This is a genomic window from Nocardioides sp. JS614 (assembly GCF_000015265.1).
Classification (GTDB): Bacteria; Actinomycetota; Actinomycetes; order Propionibacteriales; family Nocardioidaceae; genus Nocardioides.
Genome location: NC_008699.1, coordinates 947,298 through 967,125 on the forward strand (window position 1 = coordinate 947,298; position 19,828 = coordinate 967,125).

Below are 19,828 nucleotides of genomic sequence, written 5' to 3' on the forward strand. Positions count from 1 at the left end.
GCGTCCACTACTCCTCGCCCTCGTTGCGGTCGACGACCCGGGCGACCAGTTGTGCCTCGGGGGACCAGCGCAGCCGCAGCCGGGCCAGGTCGGGCTCGTCGCCGAACAGCACCGGCAGCAGCACGGCCTGGTTGGGGTTGACCAGGTCGTTCGCGCGCCGGCGCAGCGGGAGGTCGCCGACGAGCAGCCGGGCGAGCTGTCCGGTGCCCTCCGGCAGCGCCGCCTCGGTGAGCACCGCGACCCGCCGATCACCGTCGCGGCCCAGCGGGTAGGCCGCGAGGACGGTGTCGTCCTCGACCAGCCGCAGCTCCGCGTCGTCGGCGACGCCCTCGTCGGCGACGCCCTCGCCGGCGGTGCCCTCGTCGCCGACGGCCCGGCCGGCGAACGTGATCCGGATGCCGTCCTCGACCACGGCCAGGTCCAGCACGTCGAGGCCGGCGACCGGGCGGGACCGGCGGACCCGCAGCATGCCCTCGTCGGTGCGGCCCAGGCCGAGCTGCCAGCGTCCGTCGGGGGAGGGCGGCACGCGGGTCGGGCCGGCGGGGAACGGCGCGATCCAGACCGGGCGCGGCGCACGCCCCCCGGCCGGCACCAGCACCACGTCGTACGCCGTCTCGTCGTCGCCCGGCAGTCGGAGCAGGTCGGCGCGGACGTCGCGGTAGGCCGGGTCGTGCTCGGGGAGGTCGCTGGACAGCGGGTGCACCTCGCCGGCGGGGTCGCGCAGCGCGAGAGTGCCCGGGACCGCCTCGAGCGCGAGCCACAGGGTCTGGCCGTCGAGGATGCCGGCGTACGCCGCCACGGGGGCGCCCCGCGGCGGGCCGGGCGGTGGTGGCGGCGCGTCCGTCGGCGCCTCGTCGGCGGCGCGCCGGAGCCGGGAGGTCAGCTTCACGCGGTCGTCAGAGCCCCGTGACGCCCTCGTCGCCGTACCCCTCGGCCTGCTCGTCGAAGTTCTCGTGCTCGAGGAGGTGCAGGATCGGGACGCCGAGGCGGCGCCGGGCCTTCGACGTCCAGTCGAGGTGGAAGAACTCCGCGACCACGTGCGGCCGGGTCAAGATGATGGCCTCGCGGCCGTCGACCGCGGCGACCTTGGCGGCCAGCGCGTCGATGGGCGGGTCGGTGACGATCTCGCCCAGCGCGGTCGCCCCGCTGGCGCGCAGCGCCTGGAGGGTGGACTCGAGCTCGGCGGTCGAGCGCTCCTCGCAGTCCTTGCGCACCGCCTCCAGGTCGACCTCGCCCATCGGCATGGTCGGGGAGGCGAGCATGTCGCCGGCCGTCAGGGAGCCCATCGCGGACTCGATGCGGGCCGCGGCGTCCTCGAGCGGCAGCAGCACGTGGTAGGTCACCGGCTCGCCCAGGTCCTCGTGCAGCGAGTGCACCTGGGCGGCGTCCTGGGCGGTCAGGGCCTGCTCGACCAGGAGCACGACGTCGTAGTCCCCTGAGGAGCTCTCGGACGGGTTCTCGGACATGTGGTGCCTCCTCGGCCGGCCGGGTGAGTCGGATCAGTCGACGTTCAGGATCCTAGCGAGGTCGTAGCCCACCGGCTCCTCCAGTTGGTCGTACCCGCACGACTCCGGGTCGCGGTCGGGCCGCCAGCGCCGGAACTGGGCGGTGTGGCGGAACCGGCGTCCCTCCATGTGGTCGTAGGCGACCTCCAGCACCCGCTCGGGGCGCAGCGGGGTGAACGAGAGGTCCTTGCCCTGGCTCCACCGGCTCTGGGTGCCCGGCACCCGGTCCGGGTTGGCGATCGCCCAGTCGGCCCACTCGCCCCAGGGGTGGTCCGCGATCGGCACGACGAGCGGCTGCAGCTCCTCGATCAGCTCGGCGCGACGGGCGGCGGTGAAGCTGGCGCTCACACCGACGTGCTGGAGCTGGCCGTCGGCGTACAGCCCGAGCAGCAGGCTGCCGAGCAACGGCCTGTCGGGGGTGCTGGTCTTGTGCTCGCGGTAGCCGGCGACGACCACGTCGGCGGTGCGCTCGTGCTTGATCTTGAGCATGGTGCGGGCGTTCTGCTGGTACGCCGCCCCCAGGGGCTTGGCGACCACGCCGTCGAGGCCGGCGCCCTCGAACTGGTGGAACCACTCCTCGGCCTGCGCCGGATCCGTGGTGGTGCGGGTGAGGAAGCAGGGCCCGTCGAGGTCGCCCAGCGCCCGCTCGAGGGCGGCGCGACGCTCCGCGAACGGCCGCTCGGCGTACGACTCGTCGTCGAGCGCGAGCAGGTCGAACGCGACGTACGAGGCCGGCGTCTTCTCGGCCAGCAGCTCGATGCGGGACCGGGCCGGGTGGATCCGCTCCTGGAGCACCTCGAACTCCAGGCGCTCCACCCCCGCGTCGTTCGGGAGCGCGACGAAGAGCTCGCCGTCCAGCACGCAGCGGTGCGGCAGCTGCTCGCGCATCGCGGCGACGACCTCGGGGAAGTAGCGGGTCAGCGGCTTGGTGTTGCGGCTGGCCAGCTCCACCTCGTCGCCGTCCTTGAACACGAGGCACCGGAACCCGTCCCACTTCGGCTCGAAGCTCAGGCCCCCGTGCTTCTCGGGGTCGGGGATCCCCTTGACCGACTTCGCGAGCATCGGCTGGACGGGCGGCATCACCGGCAGCTGCATCCCCCGAGGCTAACCGCGCCGGCTGCTCTCGGAGGTGGGTCGTGTGCCTGAGGACGCGCCATGGCGCGTCCTCAGGCACACGACCCGTAACCTTGGGCCGACTATCCCCGGTTGGTCTGCCGGCAGGGCCCGCCTGACTTTGAATCAGGACTAGCGACGTAGGTTCGACTCCTACCCGGGGAGCGTGAGCGCACAACAGTCGACAGGGTTGACGGTCGTCGTGCTGGCCGCCGGCGGCGGCACCCGCATGAAGTCCAAGACGATGAAGGTGCTGCACCCGATCGCGGGGCGCACCATGATCGGCCACGTGCTGACCGCGGCGCGGGCGATGGAGCCGGACCGCATCGTCGCGGTCGTCGGCCACCAGCGCGAGCAGGTCTCCGAGCACATCCGCTCCCTCGACCCGGACGTGGTGCTGGCGGTCCAGGAGGAGCAGCTCGGGACCGGGCACGCCGTCCGGGTGGCGATGGCGGCGATCGGTGAGGTCTCCGGCACCGTCGTGGTGGCGTACGGCGACACCCCGCTGCTGGAGGGCCGCTCGCTGCGCGCGTTCGCGGCCGAGCACGAGGCCGCGCAGCGGGCCGTGAGCGTGTTGAGCGGCGTGGTCGACAACCCGTTCGGCTACGGCCGGGTGCTGCGCAACGACGAGGGCGACGTCGAGGCGATCGTCGAGGAGAAGGACGCGACCCCCGCGCAGCGGGAGGTGTGCGAGATCAACTCCGGGATCCTGGCCTTCGACGCGGAGTTCCTGCTCGGCGCCCTGTCCCGGCTCGGCAACGACAACGCCAAGGGCGAGTACTACCTGACCGACCTGATCGGCATCGCCCGCGAGGACGGCCTCACCGTCGGCGCGCACACGATCGAGGACGTCCGGCAGACCGAGGGGGTCAACGACCGGGCCCAGCTCGCCCGGATGGGCGCCGAGCTGAACCGGCGGATCGTGACCCGGTGGATGCACGAGGGCGTCACGGTCATGGACCCCGCGACCACCTGGATCGACGCGGACGTCACCCTCGCGCCCGACGTGACCATCCTCCCGGGCACCCAGCTGCTGGGTGCCACGGTCATCGGCGAGGACGCCGTGATCGGCCCGGACACGACACTCAAGGACTGCGAGGTCGGGGCCGGCGCCCGGGTCGTGCGCACCCACGGGGAGCTCGCCGTGATCGGCGGCGAGGCCACCGTGGGCCCGTTCTCCTACCTGCGCCCGGGCACCAACCTCGGCGCGGGCGGCAAGATCGGGGCGTTCGTGGAGACCAAGAACGCCACGATCGGCGACGGCGCGAAGGTGCCGCACCTGTCCTACGTCGGCGACGCCGAGATCGGCGAGGGCTCCAACATCGGCGCCGGAACGATCTTCGCCAACTACGACGGCGTCGCGAAGCACCACACCAAGATCGGCCGGCACACCCGCACCGCCTCCAACAACACCTTCGTCGCTCCGGTCGAGATCGGCGACGGCGCGGCCACCGGTGCCGGCACCGTCGTACGCCGCGACGTCCCGCCCGGAGCGCTCGCCGTCTCCGGCGGTCCGCAGCGCAACCTCGAGGGCTGGACCCTGGCCAAGCGCGCCGGTACCGCGCAGGCGCAGGCTGCCGCGGACGCGCTGGGCACGGGTCGGGACGGTGAACAGGACGTGGCAGAATCCTGACCAGCCCCCTCCGGCGACCCCTTCCACGACCGAGGAGCAGCGCACCGTGACCGGTATGAAGAGGACCACCGAGAAGAACCTCATGGTCTTCAGTGGCCGGGCCCACCCTGTGCTCGCGGAGGAGGTCGCGACCCTGCTGGGCACCCCGCTGGTGCCCCAGTCGGCGTACGAGTTCGCGAACTCCGAGATCTACGTGCGCTACGAGGAGTCCGTGCGCGGCTGTGACGCGTTCGTGCTGCAGAGCCACACCGCTCCGGTCAACGAGTGGATCATGGAGCACCTGATCATGGTCGACGCGCTCAAGCGCGCCTCGGCCAAGCGGATCACCGTGGTGATGCCGTTCTACGGCTACGCCCGCCAGGACAAGAAGCACAAGGGCCGCGAGCCGATCTCGGCGCGGCTGATGGCCGACCTGTTCAAGACCGCCGGCGCCAACCGGCTGATCACGGTCGACCTGCACGCCGACCAGATCCAGGGCTTCTTCGACGGCCCGGTCGACCACCTGATGGCGCTGCCGATCCTCGCGGACTACGTCCGGGACAAGTACGGTTCCCAGCCGCTCGCGGTGGTGTCGCCGGACGCCGGCCGGATCAAGGTCGCCGAGCGCTGGTCGGCGCGCCTCGGGGGCGCGCCGCTGGCGTTCATCCACAAGACCCGGCGCACCGACCGGCCGAACGAGAGCGTCGCCAACCGCGTCGTCGGCGACGTGTCGGGGCGGATGTGCGTGCTGGTCGACGACATGATCGACACCGGTGGCACCATCGTGAAGGCGGCCGAGGCGCTGATGGCCGACGGCGCCGCGGGCGTGATCATCGCCGCGACCCACGCGATCCTCTCCGACCCGGCCGTGGACCGGCTCAAGAACTGTTCGGCCGTCGAGGTCGTGGTCACCAACACGCTGCCGCTCGCACCCGAGTGCGAGTTCGACAAGCTCACCACGCTCTCGATCGCGCCACTGATCTCCCGCGCGATCCGCGAGGTCTTCGAGGACGGCTCCGTCACCTCGATGTTCGAGTAGCCGGCGACCGCTATCGCAGGTCGTCGCGCCAGTCCGCCCACTGCCGGCGCAGCACCGTCGGCAGGTCGCCGGCGAGCGCCCGGTCGAGACCGGCCACCTGGTCGGCGTCCAGGGCGAGGGCGGGACGGTGCCGGCCGACCACCTGCGCGAAGGCCTGGCCGCGGCGAGCCCAGTCGGGTGCCTCGTGCAGGTAGCGGTCGACGTACGGCGCCAGCAGCTCGGCCTGCTCGGTCGACCAGAGCCCGTCGAGCAGCGCTGCGAACCGGCGGTTGTCCACGGTCGGGTCGGCGGCCGCGGCCCAGGCCTCGTCCTTGGCGGCCACCGTCGGCCGGGCCGCGAGCGCCGCGGCCGTTCCGTGCTCCGCCTCGAGCCCCGGCTCCCGCCGGCGCTCCTCCTCGATGAACGCGGCGTCGACGGCGCCGGTCTGGGCCAGGCGGCGCACCGAACGCCACCGCAGCGTCGGCGGCAGCGGCAGGTCGCCCACCGTGCCGGCCTCGAGCCAGCCGCGCAGGGTCGCCCCCTCGCGGGTGGTCGCCGCGAACCCGGACGCGAAGGCGAGCGCCAGGGCGGGGGTCGCGGCGTGCATCAGCCCCGTCTCGCAGGCGCTCGCGATGGCGTCGTGGGCGCCCGCCGCCGCAGCCGCCGGCGTGCGCAGCGGCAGCACCCGGTCGAGCGTGCGGGCCAGCACCGCGCTCACCAGCACGGCGCTGCGCTCTCCGGCCAGGTGCTGCTGGACCAGGTCGACGTACTCCGCGGCGGGCAGCGCCCGGGCCTGGACCTCGTCGAACAGCATCGTCCAGAGCACCGCCCGGACCAGGTCGTCGTCGATGCGGCACAGGCCGCCGGCCAGCTTGTCCCGGGACCGGCGGTCCAGCACGATCCGGGCGAACGTCTCGCCGTGGCTGTTCGGGACCACCACCCGCCCCGCGAACCTCGGCAGCAGCACCGGCTCGTCGCCGACGTCCACGAGCTCGCTGCCGACCTCGGTCCAGGAGTCGTCGTACGCCGTGACCCGGATCCGGTGCGGCCGGACGCCGAGGCGACGCACCGCGGGGACCGCGCCGTCGGGGCCGACGTGCTCCACCCGGAGCGTGTCGAAGCCGGTGCTGCGCAGCCACAGCCGCACCCACTCCCGCACGTCGCGGTCGGACGCCTCGTCGAGGGCGGCGACGAAGTCGTCGAGCGTGGCGTTCGCGAACCGGTGCCGGGTCAGGTAGGTGTTCACCCCGCGCAGGAAGGTCTCGTCACCCAGCCAGGTGACCAGCTGTCGCAGCACCGAGTTGCCCTTGGCGTAGGAGATCGAGTCGAAGATCGTGGCCGCCGTGTCGACATCCGGCACGTCCTCGGCGTCCGGGGCCACCGGGTGCGTCGAGCGGCGCCGGTCGGCGTCGTACGCCGCCGGCTTGCGCACGGCCTCGTGGCCGAGCAGCGCACCGGGGAAGCCGGCGCCGTCGGCGGCGACCCGGTAGCCCATGTAGTCCGCGAAGGACTCCTGCAGCCAGGTGTCCTCCCACCAGGTCATCGTCACCAGGTCGCCGAACCACATGTGCGACATCTCGTGGGCGATCACGGCGGCCCGGAACAGCTGCAGCTCCTCGGGCACCGCGCCGCGCGGCAGGTACTCGTCGCGGTAGGTCACGCAGCCGGGCATCTCCTGGGCGCCCCAGTTGAGGCCGGGGACGAAGACCTGGTCGAAGGAGTCGAACGGGTAGGGCTCCTCGAAGATCTCGGCGAAGTGGTCGAAGCAGCCTTCGGTGATCGCCCGCAGCTCGGCCAGGTCGCGGTCCAGCTCCTCGGCGAGCGAGGCGCGGGCGTGCCAGCCGAACGGCAGGCCGGCGTGCTCCCAGCGCCGGGAGGCCCACGGGCCGGCCGCGACCACGAACAGCGCCGGCGGGACGGGCGGCGTGGCCGCGAACTCCCAATGGCCGTCGACGGCGGCGCCGGCGGACGGACTCACCGTCCGGCCGTTCGCGAGCACCGTCCACGCGGGATCGGCGGCCACGCTGAGGGTCAGCGACGCCTTGAGGTCGTTCTGGTCGAAGCACGCGAAGACCTTCTGTGCGATGTCCATGCCGAGGTAGGCGCCGACGTAGGTCTCGCCGTCCGCCGGGTCGACCATCTGGTGCATGCCGTCGCCGTCGGTGACGTAGGGGAGCCGGGCCGCCACCACGACCTCGTGTCGGCCCCCGAGACCGGACAGCCACAGTCGCCGGCCGTCGTACGCCGGTTCCGTCGGCGCACCGTCCACGGTGACCTCGAGGTCGCTCGCCCGGGTCAGCTCGAGGAACGTCTCGGCGGCGGAGGCAGTGAACCGGACGCGGGTGCGGCAGCCGAAGGTCCCGGACCCAGGATCGGTGAGGTCGAGGTGGATCGCGTAGGAGACATCGGCGACGGCGGCGGCGCGCTCGCGCGCCTCGCGGAGGGTGAGGGCCACGGGATCGACCTTACGGTTTTCGTCCTGGGGCGCCACCGCCGTAGACTTCTCGGGTTGCCTCGGCGAGGGAGCACCCGGACGGGCGCTCCGTGATCGACAGGGCCGGCTGGATCCCTCCGGATGCGCCCGCACGATCTGCGCCCACATCGAGCGCCGTGCCGAGGCCCCGCGACCACGAAGCAGCAGCAACAGCCAGCGTCACCGAGACCAGCGTCACCGAGGAGAAGAGCTCACCATGTCCGAGAAGATCAAGGCCGAGGCCCGCACCGAGTTCGGCAAGGGCGCCGCCCGCCGGATCCGCCGCGCCGACAAGGTTCCGGCCGTCGTGTACGGCCACGGCAACGACCCCGTCCACCTGACCCTCCCGGGCCACGAGACGATGATGGCGCTCAAGCACGGCGGCGCGAACGCGCTGCTCGAGCTCGACATCGACGGCAAGTCCCAGCTGGCGCTGACCAAGCAGGTCCAGATCGACCCGATCAAGCGCCACCTCGAGCACATCGACTTCGTCGCGGTCAAGCGGGGCGAGAAGGTCACCGTCGAGGTGCCGGTGCACCTCGTCGGCGACGCCGCGCGCGAGACCCTCGTCGTCACCGAGACCGCGACCATCCAGCTCGAGGCCGAGGCCACGCACATCCCCGAGCACATCGAGGTCAGCATCGAGGGCGCCGAGGCGGGCACCCAGATCCACGCCTCCGACCTCACCATCCCCTCGGGCAGCACGCTCCTGCTCGACCCCGAGACCCTGATCGTCAACGTCACCCAGCAGCAGTCCGCCGAGGCCCTCGAGGCCGAGCTGGAGGAGGCCGAGGCCGAGGCCGGCATCGAGCGCGACGAGGTCGAGAAGGACGTCGACGAGGTCGGCGCCGCGGAGACCGAGAGCACCGAGGCCGCGACCGAGGAGTGACCCTCCGTCACCTGTTCCGCCGGAACGTCCGTGGGAAGGGCCGGGATCGCGTGGCCGACTCCGCTGCACCCGTGTGGCTGGTGGTCGGGCTGGGCAATCCCGGCCCGACCTACGCCGGGCACCGTCACAACGTGGGCTACCTCGTCGCCGACGAGCTCGCCTCGCGGCTCGGCGCGCCGTTCCGCGCGCACAAGTCCGGCCGGGCCGAGGTCGTCGAGGGGCGGCTGGGCGTGCCCGGGCAGCCCGGCCCCCGGGTCGTGCTGATGCGTGCCCGGTGCTACATGAACGAGACCGGCGGCCCGGTGAAGCAGCTCGCGGGGTTCTACAAGGTCCCGCCCGAGCGGATCATCGCCGTGCACGACGAGCTCGACATCGCGTTCGACACGATGCGGGTCAAGCTCGGCGGCGGCGACAACGGCCACAACGGGCTGCGCTCGATGCGCAGCTCGCTCGGCACCGGCGACTTCTACCGGGTCCGGGTCGGCATCGGCCGTCCACCGGGCCGGCAGGACCCGGCCGACTTCGTGCTCTCCAACTACTCCTCGTCCGAGCGCAAGGTGCTGCCGTTCCAGGTCGACCGGGCCGCGGACGCCGTCGAGGCGCTGGTCACCGAGGGCCTCGAGCGCACCCAGCAGCGCTTCAACTCCTGATCGCCAACGCCCGATCGATAGGGTTCCCCGCATGAGCTTCGACCCCGGCGCCCCGCCCGCCGCCGCCGAGACCGACGACCACTCACTCGCCGCCTGGCTGGCCACCGTCGCCGGCGAGCGGCTCCTCGAGGTCCGTCAGGAGGGCCTGGAAGGGCGCGAGCTCAAGGACGCCGGGGACCGCGCGGCCCACGACCTGCTGATGGCGCTGCTCGCCGAGCACCGGCCCGGCGACGCCGTCCTCTCCGAGGAGGGCAAGGACGACAAGGTGCGGCTGTCGAGCGACCGGGTCTGGATCGTCGACCCCCTCGACGGCACCCGCGAGTTCTCCGAGGTGCCGCGCGACGACTGGGCCGTGCACGTCGCCCTGTGGGCGGCCGGCGACCTGGTGGCCGGCGCCGTGGCGCAGCCCGCCCTCGGCGAGACGTTCCACACGGGCGCGCCGCCCGTCGTACCCCCGAGCAGCGCCGCGCGGCCGCGGATCGCGGTCTCCCGGAGCCGGCCGCCGGCGTTCGTGCACGCGCTCGCCGAGGACCTCGGTGCCGACCTGGTCGCGATGGGCTCGGCCGGGGTCAAGGTGATCTCCGTGGCCCGCGACATCACCGACGCCTACGTGCACGCGGGCGGCCAGTACGAGTGGGACTCCGCCGCGCCGGTCGCCGTCGCCCGCGCGGCCGGGCTGTTCACCTCGCGCATCGACGGCACCCCGCTGGCCTACAACCAGGAGGACGTCTACCTCCCGGACCTGATCGTGTGCCGCCCCGAGCTCGCGGAGCGCATCGTCGCGTTCGTCAAGGAGCACGGCTACGAGTGACGCCGGCCCGGCGAATCGGGTTGAGCCGGACCGGTGCGGGGCCCGACAGTGAGGGCATGACCGCCTTCGTCGCACATACGACCGTCGACTGCCGCAACGCCTACGAGCTCTCCGAGTGGTGGAAGCCGGTGCTCGGGTACGTCGACCTCGACGGCGACCCGAACCTGCCCGGGCACGAGGAGTGCATGATCCGCGACCCCGAGACCGGCCACCGGCTGCTGTTCATCGAGGTCCCCGACGACAAGGCGGTCAAGAACCGCCTGCACCTCGACCTCCGACCGCGCTCGGCGACCCGTGACGAGGAGGTCGAGACCGTGCTCGCCCACGGCGCCGCCCTCGTCGCCGACCTGCGCGGGAAGTACGGCCCCGGCACCGGCTGGGTCGTCCTCGCCGACCCCGAGGGCAACGAGTTCTGCATGCTGCGTTCCGAGGCCGAGCTGACCACCTGACCACCGCGGGCGAACGAGAGTTGAACGGCCCTGTCCCGGGCGCCCCTGGCCCGAACGGGCCACGGGAAGGGGGCCGAGTATGACCCGTTCGGACTAGGCGAAACCTCAGTGGCCGATCTGTTGGGCAAAGGGCGCCGGGCTGTTCGCTCGTCGTTCATCGCCGCAGGCCCATCCGTTTCGGTCGCCTCCCGACACTTCTGGCGTTTCCACCGGCCGCTCCACCGAGCGCGTCGTCAGAGAGCCCGATGCCAGAAAGCCCAGCGTGACCACCCTTCCCGTGCCCAACCGGTCGGCCAGCACCTCCACCGAGGTGGGCCCCCGCAAGATCTCCCGCAAGGCGACGGGCGCCGACGCGGTCTTCGTGCACTCGGCCCGCGCGGTCGGTGCGACCGTGCTGGTCATCACCGGCGGGGTCGGGCTGTTCCTGGGCTGGCAGGCCTACCCGACGCTGAACCGGTACGGCTGGGACTTCTTCACCCAGGCGAGCTGGCAGCCCGAGGCCGACGTGCTCGGCATCGCCGCGGTGCTCACCGGCACCCTCGAGGTCGCCCTGGTCGCGATGGTGATCGCGTTCCCGCTCGCGCTGCTGACCGCGCTCTACATCAGCGAGTACGCCCCTGCGGGCCTCCGCAGCACCCTGGTCTCGCTGGTCGACCTGATGGCCGCCGTGCCCTCGATCATCTGGGGCCTGTGGGGCTTCTTCCTGATCATGCCCCGCGCCGCCGAGCTCTCGGTCCGGCTGGACCGCCACCTCGGCTGGATCCCGATCTTCGACGTCCGCGACGCCGACCCGAACGCCGCCGTCCTGGACATCTCCCGCTACAGCTTCAGCGCCTTCTGCGCCGGCATCGCGGTGGCGATGATGGTGCTGCCGATGTCGTGCGCCGTCATGCGGCAGGTCTTCTCCCAGACCCCGGAGGGGGAGAAGGAGGCCGCGCTCGCCCTCGGCGCCACCAGGTGGGGCATGGTCCGCACCGTCGTGCTGCCGTTCGGCCGGGGCGGCATCATCGGCGGCACCATGCTCGGCCTGGGCCGGGCGCTCGGGGAGACCATCGCGGTCCTGCTGATCATCTCCCCGGCCTTCGAGGTCAAGGGCCGGATCCTCGAGGTCGGCAGCAACACCGTGAGCGCGCTGATCGCGGGCCGCTTCGGTGACGCCAGCAAGAGCCAGCTCTCGGCGCTCCTCGCCGCCGGCTTCGTGCTCTTCCTGATAACCCTCGCCGTGAACACGGCCGCCGCCGTGATCGTCAACCGAAGCCGCTCGGGCGCCGGGACGGACGCCTGATGACACTCGCACCTCAGACCCTCGGCCCGCTCGAGGGGGGCACCGTCGGCAACACCACCCTGCCGCGGTACGACGATGACGCGCCGCCCCCGGTGCCGCACGCCGCCCTGGGCCGGCTCACCGTCGACGAGAAGTTCGTGCGGATCGGCTCCTGGGCCGCCGGCCTCGCCATCGCCTGGCTGGTCACCCAGCGACTGCTGCCGCTGGCCGGGATGCCCTGGTTCCTCATCACCTGGTTCACCGCGGGACTGCTGGTCACGGCGGTCACGGCCGGGATGTCCGGCGGCCTGGTCGAGGTCCGGGACCGGGTCGCCGGCGCGGTCGTCACGGCCGGGGCGATGCTGGTCGGCGCGGCGCTGCTCAGCGCGATCGTCTTCGTCGTGATCCGCGGCCGCGAGCCGCTGACCCACCTGAACTTCCTCGTCGAGGACATGTCGGGGGTCGGCCCCAAGGACCCGTTCGACCACGGCGGCATCCTGCACGCGGTGACCGGCTCCCTGATCGAGCTCGGCATCGGCATCGCGATCACCCTGCCCCTGGGCATCGGTACCGCGGTGTTCATGACCGAGGTCGGCGGCCGGTTCGCCCGCGTGGTGCGCACCGTGGTCGAGGCGATGACCGCCCTGCCGTCCATCGTGGCCGGCCTGTTCGTCTACACCGTCTTCATCGTGGCGCTCGGCTACCCGCGCTCCGGTCTCGCGGCAGCACTCGCGATCGCGGTGATGATGCTGCCGATCATCGCCCGGGCGGCGGACGTCGTGCTGCGGGTGGTGCCGAGCGGCCTGCGCGAGGCCGGGCTGGCGCTCGGCGCCAGCCGCTGGCGCACGGTCTGGCACGTCGTGCTCCCGACCGCGCGGCCGGGTCTGGCGACCGCCGTCATCCTCGGCATCGCTCGCGGCGTCGGGGAGACCAGCCCGGTGCTGCTGACCTCGGGTGCGGCTGCCTTCCTCGTCACCGACCCGACCGACGGCGTCATGAACTCGCTGCCGCTCTACGTCTACACGCTGGTCCGCTCGGGGGAGCCGAACGCGATCGCCCGCGCGTTCGCGGCCGCGACGGTGCTGATGGCGGTCGTGCTCGTGCTGTTCGTCTGCGCCCGCCTGGTCGCGCGACCCAAGCGATCGAGGAGCCGACGTACGACGAGCCGCCCGGTCCGACTGCGGACACCCGCCACCGAGGAGACCCTGTGAACCGCCTGATCCGCACCCTCCTGGCCATCGGGGCGTCGCTCGGCTGCGTCGTCGCCCTGCCCGGGGCGGCGAGCGCGACCGTGTACGCGCAGATCGAGGGCACCGGATCGACCTGGTCCGAGCTCATCGTCCAGCAGTGGATCGCCGACGTCGACGCCAACGGCATGAAGGTCGTCTACACCGGCGGCGGCTCGACCAAGGGCCGCAAGGACTTCGCCCAGGACAGCACCGACTTCGCGATCTCCGAGATCCCCTACCAGGGCACCGACGAGCAGGGCCAGGCCGACACCAGCAACGGGCGTGAGTTCGCCTACCTCCCGATCGTCGCCGGCGGCACGGCGTTCACCTACCAGCTCGAGGTCGGCGGCCAGCTGGTGCGCAACCTGCGACTCTCCGGCGAGACCATCGCGAAGATCTTCACCAACCAGATCACGAACTGGAACGACCCGGCGATCACCAAGGACAACAACGGCCGGGCGTTCCCGTCGCTGCCGATCACCCCGGTCGTCCGCTCGGACGGCTCGGGCACGACGGCCCAGTTCACCACCTGGCTCGACCACGAGTACCCCAGCATCTGGCGGCCCTACTTCGGCCAGTCCGGGCTGACGTCGTACTACCCGAAGAAGTCCGGCACCCGGATGATCAGCCAGGCCGGCTCCGACCAGGTGATGAACACGATCAAGGGCTTCGCCGGCAACGGGACCATCGGGTACGTCGAGTACTCCTACCCGCTCAACGCCGACTACCCGGTCGTGAAGGTGCTGAACAGGGCGGGCTACTTCGTCGAGCCGACGCAGTACAACACCGCGGTCGCCCTGACGAAGGCGAAGATCAACCAGGACAAGGGCAGCCAGCTCTACCTCACGCAGATCCTCGACGGCGTCTACACGAACCCGGACCCGCGGGCGTACCCGATCTCGTCGTACTCCTACATGATCATCCCGACGGGCAAGGACGACCCCCGGATGACGACCGCGAAGCGGCAGACGCTCGCGGACTTCATGTACTACTCGCTGTGCGCCGGGCAGACGAAGGCCGGGCCGTACGGCTACTCGCCGCTCCCGCTGAACCTCGTCCAGGCCGGGTTCCAGCAGCTGGCCAAGCTGAAGGCGGCTGACTCGGGGGTGGACCTCACCGCCCGCGACGTGACGTCGTGCAACAACCCGACGTTCGACGGCAAGAACCTGAGCCACAACGTGCTCGCCGACAAGGCGCCGCAGCCGGCCGCCTGCGACAAGGTCGGCGAGGGGCCGTGCGGCACCGCCACCGGCACCAACCAGCCCAGCACCGACGGTGGTGCGGGCTCGGGTGACGGGACCGCGACCGGCGCGGGCGGCACCGGTGACGCTGCCGGTGCGGGCGGTGGCGGCGGCGGTGACGCCCCTACGGCGATCGACCCGGAGACCGGCCTCGCGGTCGGCGAGAGCGGCACGGCCGCCACGGGGGAGGCCGTGTTCGCGAACCCCACGGAGCTGGTCGCCGGCCGCTCCGTCGACCAGCGCACGTTCGGCTGGCTGGCGGTGCTGGAGCTGCTGGCGCTGGTGCTGCTCCCGGGCTTCTACGTCGCCGCGCTGCGGCGCCGCCGGGTCTCGACGGGCTCGACCACCGGAAAGACAGGGGGGCGGCCGTGAGGCGGGTGCTCGCCCTGGTGCTGCTCCTCGCCGGGCTGGCCGTGCCCGCCGGCGCGGTCGCCGTGCCCGCAGCCGGCCCCGACCAGCGGAAGGCCGAGGGCGGCTGGAGCGCGACCAAGACGCTGACCCGGCAGTTCGTCCAGCCGGACGGATCGACGTACTCGCTCCCGAGCCACACGGTCACCGTCACCGCGGACGAGACGAAGAACCTGCGCGGCCGGCAGCGGATCCTGATCAGCTGGAAGGGCGCCCAGCCCAGTGGCGGGCGCGCGAGCAACCCGTACGGCGAGAACGGGCTCAACCAGGAGTACCCGGTCGTCATCATGCAGTGCCGGGGGTTGGACGACCCGTCGCTGCCGCAGAAGCAGCGGCTCTCGCCCTCGACCTGCTGGACCGCCTCGGTGGCCCAGCGCTCGCAGATCACCCGGTCCGACGGCGAGGCGTCGTGGGTCCACGACCTCGAGGCGACCCCCGAGGACAAGGGCCGGGTCACCGGCCTCGACCCGTTCCCCTCCGCCGAGGAGTGCCCGACCGCGGACATCGACCCCTACTACACGCGGCTCACCCCGTTCGTGACCGCGAAGGGCCGGACGTTCGCCGCCTGCGACGCCGGCCACATGCCGCCCGAGGCGGCCGTGGGCGCGGCGTTCCCGCCCGCCGAGCTCGCGGCGTTCACCGACACCGACGGCACCGGCTCGGTGCAGTTCGAGGTCCGCAGTGACGTCGAGAACGAGTCGCTGGGCTGCAGCCACGAGGTGGCCTGCTCGGTCGTCGTCATCCCGATCGCCGGGCTCAGCTGCGACCAGCCCAGCAGCCCGATGAGCCGCTCCGACCTGGCCTGCCGCAAGGGCGGCCGGTTCCCGGCCGGCTCGAGCAACTTCGCCAACGAGGGTGTCGACCAGGCCGTCTCGCCCGCCTTGTGGTGGTCGGCCTCGAACTGGCGGAACCGGTTCTCGATCCCGATCACCTTCGGCCTCCCGCCGGACACCTGCGACGTGCTCGACCCGCGGCCGCCGACCGGCTTCTACGGCTCCGAGCTGCTCGCCCAGGCGGCGCTCCAGTGGGCGCCGGCGTACTGCCTGGACGAGCAGCGGTTCAAGTTCCAGCTCAACCAGATGTCCGACGAGGCCGGCTGGAACCTGATGGAGAACGGCGGAGGCGCCGCGGCCGAGGTGTCCTCGGAGCACCAGCAGCGCGGCAGCGACCCGGTCGGCTATGCGCCGACGGCGGTGACCGGCTTCTCGATCGGCTATCAGATCGACCGGCCCGACAACGCCGGCGAGCTCACCGACCTGCGTCTCAACGCCCGGCTGCTCGCCAAGCTGGTGACCCAGTCCTACCTCGGGTCCGACCTCGGTCGCGGACATCCGGGCATCGGGGGCAACCCGCTGGCGATCATGAACGACCCGGAGTTCATCAAGCTCAACCCGGGCCTCAGCCAGATCACCCAGGAGGCCGGGGCCACGGTCCTCTCGCTGTCGAACTCCTCCGACGTGATCGAGCAGCTGACCGACTACATCGCCCACGACCAGGACGCGATGGCGTTCATCCACGGCAAGAAGGACCCGTGGGGGATGGCCGTCAACCCGAAGTACCGGAACCTCGAGATGCCGCGCGCGGACATCCCGTTGCTCGACACCTATGTCCCCGAGACGTCGAGCGACTGCCGCCAGAAGAACCCGGGGGTGTACTTCAACCAGATCGCCGCACCGGTGACGACGCTGCGCAAGATCGCCGAGGCGCTGCTGGATGCCTGGCCGAACGTGCAGACCCGGTGCGACTTCGACACCAGCACCGGCCTGTACAAGCTCGGCCGGATCGACCGCCAGTCCTTCGGCTCCCGGTTCATGCTCGGGATCGTCAGCCTCGGCGACGCCGACCGGTACGGCCTGCGCTCCGCGGCCCTCGAGACGAAGCCCGGGACGTACGTCGCCCCCGACCACCGCTCGCTCGCTGCCGCGGTCGCGCTCGCGGATCGGGACCGGGCGCACCGCCCGTTCGTCCTCGACCAGGGCGACGTGCACAGGTCCGGCCAGGCCTACCCGGGCACGATGGTCGTCTACACCGCCGCCCGGCTGCGGAACCTCCCGGAGCAGGATGCCACCAAGGTCGCCCAGTTCATCCGGGTCGCCACGACGGAGGGCCAGCGGGCCGGCAGCGGCAACGGCCAGCTGCCCGGCGGGTACCTGCCGATCCAGAAGTCGGGTGTGACCGCCAAGCTGTTCGACGCCGCGCAGGAGACCGCGGACGCGATCGAGGCGCAGCGCACGAAGCCGAGTCCGCCGACCGACGGGCCCGACGCCGACGGTCCGGGCAGCGGGGAAGTCGTCGCACCCCCCGCCGTACCGGGTGACGACGTGCCGGCCACCGAGCCCGCTCCCTCCGTGGCGCCCACCGTGCCGCCGACCGCGGTGGAGATGCCGGCCACCGAGCCGGTCGGGTCCAACCTGGCCGGCGGCCTGCTGCCGCTGCTGATCCTGCTCGGGGCGATCGGCTGCGTGGCCGCGACCGCGCTGCGAGTGGCCGCACCGGTGGTCCGGAGGCGGCGATGACCATGACCCTCGAGAAGCCGGTGCGCCCGCGGCGGGCACTGCTCAAGGTGCCCGGAGCCGCGTCGCGGCCGGGCGGGAGCCGGAAGCAGCCGGAGCGACCGGCTCGTACGGCCCGGCGCCCCGCGCGCCCGGTGGGCCCGCCGACGGGCGCGGACGCCGCGTCGTCGGTGCTGTCATCCGCGTTCACGATGATCGCGATCGTCTGCCTGTGGGTGGCCGCGCAGCTGTTGTTCCTCGGCTCGATCTCCCAGAACCGGGCCCAGGACCTGCTCTACGACGAGCTCCGCGCCGACCTGGCGGCGGCGACCGCGCCGCTCGGCCCGGTCGTGCCGGTGGGCGACCCGGTCGCGCTGCTGACGATCCCGAGCATCGGCGTCGAGCAGGTGGTCGTCGAAGGCACCGCCTCCGGTGACCTGCTCGACGGCCCCGGCCACCGGCGCGACACCGTGCTGCCGGGCCAGGTGGGCACCTCGGTGGTCTACGGCCGCGCCGCCACGTACGGCGCCCCCTTCGCCGACCTGCCCGACCTGCGGGCCGGCGACGAGGTCGAGGTCACCGGGGCGCAGGGCCGGACGACGTACACGGTCCTCGGCGTGCGTCGCGCCGGCGACCCCCTGCCGCAACCGGTCGCGGACGGCTCGGCGCGCCTGACGCTGGTCACCGCCGAGGGCAGCGGGCGCCTGGGGGCGATCACGCCGGAGTCCGTCGTGTACGTCGACGCCGATGCGACCAAGGCGTTCCCCGCACCGCCCGGACGACCCGGCGCGGTCCCCGATTCGGAGAAGGCGATGGCCGCCGACGACGGAGCACTGCCGCTCCTCGCGCTGTGCCTGGCCCTCCTCCTGGCGCTGACCCTCGGGGTCGTCGCCGCTCGTCAGCGATGGTCGACGGCGCTCGTGTGGGTGGTCGCAAGCCCGCTCGCGATCGCGCTGTCCTGGGCCGCCACGGATGTGGTGATGCGACTGCTGCCCAACTTGATCTGACCCGACCAGCCGCCTCGGGGCGGTGCAGGAGTGAACACCCGAAAACGCAGCACCCATCACAGGAAGCGAATCAGGATGTTTGTACGCAAGACCCTTGCGGGCGTCATCGCGACGGCCCTCGCCGGCTCGGTCGTGGCCCTCGCGGGCCCGGCCTCCGCGGCCGCCGACCCCGACGACACCACCTTCACCCCGACGACCGCCGACCTGATCGGCGTCGGCTCCGACACCAGCCAGCACGCGATCAAGCTCTTCGCCGACGCGTGGAACAGCAGCGGCGAGGCCCCGGTCAAGCTCGCGACGTACGCCGCCACCGGCGGCGGCCAGATCACCCTGCCCAGCGGCGCCATCAACCGGCCGAACGGCTCGGGCGCCGGCAAGTCGCTGCTCTACGGCGCGGGCAACAACACCGACATCGACTTCGCCCGCTCCTCCTCGGCGCAGAACGCCAACGAGACCCAGGCCGGGCTGCAGTCCTTCCCGTTCGCGCTCGACACGCTGGTCATGGCGGTCTCGAACAGCGTGCCGTCCAACGCGCCGGCGTCGCTGACCGTCGAGCAGATCGTCAAGATCTACAAGGGCGAGATCACGAACTGGAACCAGGTCGGTGGCAAGGACGGCGTCATCGCGCCGAAGGTCCCGCAGGCCGGATCCGGCACCCGGAGCTTCTTCGAGTCCAAGCTCACCGCGGCCAACGGCGGCGTCAAGGTGGTGTACGCGCAGAGCGTCGCGGAGGTCCAGGAGCACGACGACTCGGACGTCAAGAACAACGCGAACGCGGTGGCGCCGTTCTCCAAGGGCAGGGCCGGCCTGCTCGGCAGCACCCTGCGCCTGGAGTCCGGCTGGAGCGCGGACCGGGCGCTGTACAACGTGGTGCGCGGCACCGACCTCGGCAACCCGCTGATCCAGGGCGCGTTCGGCGAGGACGGCGCACTGTGTTCCACCGAGCTCCGCCCGCTGATCGAGGCCGCCGGCTTCGAGCAGCTCGCGACCCCGGCCAACGGCGGCGTGTGCGGCCAGGCGACGCAGTCCGCGACGAGCAACTTCGCGGTCAACGAGCAGGTCGTGAGCACCACCACGCTGGAGGCCTCCAGCCCCAAGGCGAAGACCGCCAAGCTGGTCGCCACGGTCACCGCCGCCACCTCGCCCTCGGGCTCGGTGGACTTCTTCGAGGGCGAGACCCAGGTCGCGAACGACGTCCCGCTGGTCTCCGGCGCGGCGACGTTCACCGCCACCGGCGTCACCCCTGGCGAGCACACCTACACCGCCGTCTTCAACCCGAGCGAGGGCTCCACGGTGGACCCGTCCGAGGGCGAGGACACCGTCTCGGTGAAGACCTCCGCCACGGTTTCCGAGACCTTCCCGGCCGCGGTTGCCGCGGGCGCGAAGGCCAAGGGCACCGTGACCGTCGTCGGCGACGGCGCGACCGCCACCGGCAAGGTCACGATCATGCAGGGCGCCAAGGTCCTCAAGAGCGCGACCCTCAAGGGCGGCAAGGCGACCTTCACGCTCAAGCTCGCCAAGGGCAAGAACAAGCTCAAGGCGGTCTACGGCGGCAACGCCGCGGTCGCCGGGGCGAAGAAGTCCTTCACGATCAAGCAGAAGTGACACCCGTTCCACCACCGCTCCACCCGTGATACCGCCGTGCCGGTCCGCCCCCTCCCGGGCGG

General features: G+C 72.3%; 16 protein-coding genes and 1 tRNA gene. 13 read left to right on the plus strand and 4 right to left on the minus strand.

Annotated features, from left to right (window positions below; all coding sequences use genetic code 11):
- Positions 1–7 precede the first annotated feature (7 nt).
- The 3 genes from NOCA_RS27425 to NOCA_RS06010 are packed head-to-tail and all read right to left on the minus strand — an operon-like array spanning position 8 to position 2,600.
- Entirely contained in the window at positions 8–889 is an 882-nt protein-coding gene (locus NOCA_RS27425) for a hypothetical protein (RefSeq protein ID WP_041546266.1), read from the minus strand.
- 7 nt (positions 890–896) lie between these two features.
- The gene (locus tag NOCA_RS06005; RefSeq protein ID WP_011754378.1) at positions 897–1,466 is read right to left on the minus strand and encodes a hypothetical protein; all 570 of its coding nucleotides are present in this window, start codon (positions 1,464–1,466) and stop codon (positions 897–899) included.
- Positions 1,467–1,499: 33 nt separating this feature from the next.
- A complete protein-coding gene (locus NOCA_RS06010) occupies positions 1,500–2,600 on the minus strand; it encodes an ATP-dependent DNA ligase (protein ID WP_011754379.1) in 1,101 nt (366 codons plus the stop codon).
- 104 nt (positions 2,601–2,704) lie between these two features.
- On the opposite strand from NOCA_RS06010, the gene NOCA_RS06015 reads away from it, so the two are divergent.
- The 3 genes from NOCA_RS06015 (at position 2,705) to NOCA_RS06025 (ending at position 5,269) form a co-directional block, all read left to right on the plus strand.
- A tRNA-Gln gene (locus NOCA_RS06015) sits at positions 2,705–2,783 on the plus strand.
- A 1-nt stretch (position 2,784) separates the two neighbouring features.
- Positions 2,785–4,251: a bifunctional UDP-N-acetylglucosamine diphosphorylase/glucosamine-1-phosphate N-acetyltransferase GlmU gene (glmU, locus tag NOCA_RS06020; protein ID WP_083768073.1), complete on the plus strand. Its 1,467-nt coding sequence runs from the start codon at positions 2,785–2,787 to the stop codon at positions 4,249–4,251.
- Positions 4,252–4,297: 46 nt separating this feature from the next.
- Positions 4,298–5,269 (plus strand): ribose-phosphate diphosphokinase, encoded by a 972-nt coding sequence (locus tag NOCA_RS06025; protein WP_197687680.1) that lies wholly within the window; start codon positions 4,298–4,300, stop codon positions 5,267–5,269.
- A gap of 10 nt (positions 5,270–5,279) precedes the next feature.
- On the opposite strand, the gene pepN is transcribed toward NOCA_RS06025, so the two are convergent.
- Positions 5,280–7,703: an aminopeptidase N gene (pepN, locus tag NOCA_RS06030; protein ID WP_011754382.1), complete on the minus strand. Its 2,424-nt coding sequence runs from the start codon at positions 7,701–7,703 to the stop codon at positions 5,280–5,282.
- Between the two features lie 235 nt (positions 7,704–7,938).
- Between pepN and NOCA_RS06035 the strand changes: the two genes are divergently transcribed.
- The 10 genes from NOCA_RS06035 (at position 7,939) to NOCA_RS25500 (ending at position 19,766) form a co-directional block, all read left to right on the plus strand.
- A complete protein-coding gene (locus NOCA_RS06035; protein ID WP_011754383.1) occupies positions 7,939–8,610 on the plus strand; it encodes a 50S ribosomal protein L25/general stress protein Ctc in 672 nt (223 codons plus the stop codon).
- 50 nt (positions 8,611–8,660) lie between these two features.
- On the plus strand, positions 8,661–9,260 hold the full coding sequence (gene pth / locus NOCA_RS06040) for an aminoacyl-tRNA hydrolase (RefSeq protein WP_041547155.1): 600 nt from the start codon (positions 8,661–8,663) through the stop codon (positions 9,258–9,260).
- Positions 9,261–9,291: 31 nt separating this feature from the next.
- Positions 9,292–10,071 (plus strand): 3'(2'),5'-bisphosphate nucleotidase CysQ, encoded by a 780-nt coding sequence (locus NOCA_RS06045; RefSeq protein WP_011754385.1) that lies wholly within the window; start codon positions 9,292–9,294, stop codon positions 10,069–10,071.
- Positions 10,072–10,127: 56 nt separating this feature from the next.
- The gene (locus tag NOCA_RS06050; RefSeq protein WP_041546270.1) at positions 10,128–10,520 is read left to right on the plus strand and encodes a VOC family protein; all 393 of its coding nucleotides are present in this window, start codon (positions 10,128–10,130) and stop codon (positions 10,518–10,520) included.
- Positions 10,521–10,782: 262 nt separating this feature from the next.
- The gene (gene pstC, locus NOCA_RS06055) at positions 10,783–11,805 is read left to right on the plus strand and encodes a phosphate ABC transporter permease subunit PstC (RefSeq protein WP_238383424.1); all 1,023 of its coding nucleotides are present in this window, start codon (positions 10,783–10,785) and stop codon (positions 11,803–11,805) included.
- Complete coding sequence (pstA, locus tag NOCA_RS06060; protein WP_011754388.1) at positions 11,805–12,995, plus strand: phosphate ABC transporter permease PstA; 1,191 nt, start codon at positions 11,805–11,807, stop codon at positions 12,993–12,995. The genes pstC and pstA overlap by 1 nt, the downstream gene beginning before the upstream one ends.
- Positions 12,992–14,626 carry a phosphate ABC transporter substrate-binding protein PstS gene (locus NOCA_RS06065; protein ID WP_011754389.1) on the plus strand — a complete coding sequence of 545 codons (1,635 nt, stop codon included), beginning with the start codon at positions 12,992–12,994 and terminating at the stop codon, positions 14,624–14,626. Before pstA ends, NOCA_RS06065 begins: the two co-directional genes overlap by 4 nt.
- The gene (locus tag NOCA_RS06070) at positions 14,623–17,178 is read left to right on the plus strand and encodes a hypothetical protein (protein ID WP_011754390.1); all 2,556 of its coding nucleotides are present in this window, start codon (positions 14,623–14,625) and stop codon (positions 17,176–17,178) included. Before NOCA_RS06065 ends, NOCA_RS06070 begins: the two co-directional genes overlap by 4 nt.
- The gene (locus NOCA_RS06075) at positions 17,175–18,161 is read left to right on the plus strand and encodes a class E sortase (RefSeq protein WP_011754391.1); all 987 of its coding nucleotides are present in this window, start codon (positions 17,175–17,177) and stop codon (positions 18,159–18,161) included. The genes NOCA_RS06070 and NOCA_RS06075 overlap by 4 nt, the downstream gene beginning before the upstream one ends.
- A 75-nt stretch (positions 18,162–18,236) precedes the next feature.
- Entirely contained in the window at positions 18,237–19,766 is a 1,530-nt protein-coding gene (locus NOCA_RS25500; protein WP_011754392.1) for an Ig-like domain repeat protein, read from the plus strand.
- Positions 19,767–19,828 lie beyond the last annotated feature (62 nt).

What these genes read in the sequence shown, in the direction of transcription:
- NOCA_RS06010 (WP_011754379.1), bottom strand. Translation starts at nt 2,600, where the DNA reads ATGCAGCTGCCGGTGATGCCGCCCGTCCAGCCGATGCTCGCGAAGTCG.
- NOCA_RS06075 (WP_011754391.1), top strand. Translation starts at nt 17,175, where the DNA reads ATGACCATGACCCTCGAGAAGCCGGTGCGCCCGCGGCGGGCACTGCTC.
- NOCA_RS06050 (WP_041546270.1), top strand. Translation starts at nt 10,128, where the DNA reads ATGACCGCCTTCGTCGCACATACGACCGTCGACTGCCGCAACGCCTAC.
- NOCA_RS06005 (WP_011754378.1), bottom strand. Translation starts at nt 1,466, where the DNA reads ATGTCCGAGAACCCGTCCGAGAGCTCCTCAGGGGACTACGACGTCGTG.
- pstA (WP_011754388.1), top strand. Translation starts at nt 11,805, where the DNA reads ATGACACTCGCACCTCAGACCCTCGGCCCGCTCGAGGGGGGCACCGTC.
- NOCA_RS06035 (WP_011754383.1), top strand. Translation starts at nt 7,939, where the DNA reads ATGTCCGAGAAGATCAAGGCCGAGGCCCGCACCGAGTTCGGCAAGGGC.
- NOCA_RS06045 (WP_011754385.1), top strand. Translation starts at nt 9,292, where the DNA reads ATGAGCTTCGACCCCGGCGCCCCGCCCGCCGCCGCCGAGACCGACGAC.
- NOCA_RS25500 (WP_011754392.1), top strand. Translation starts at nt 18,237, where the DNA reads ATGTTTGTACGCAAGACCCTTGCGGGCGTCATCGCGACGGCCCTCGCC.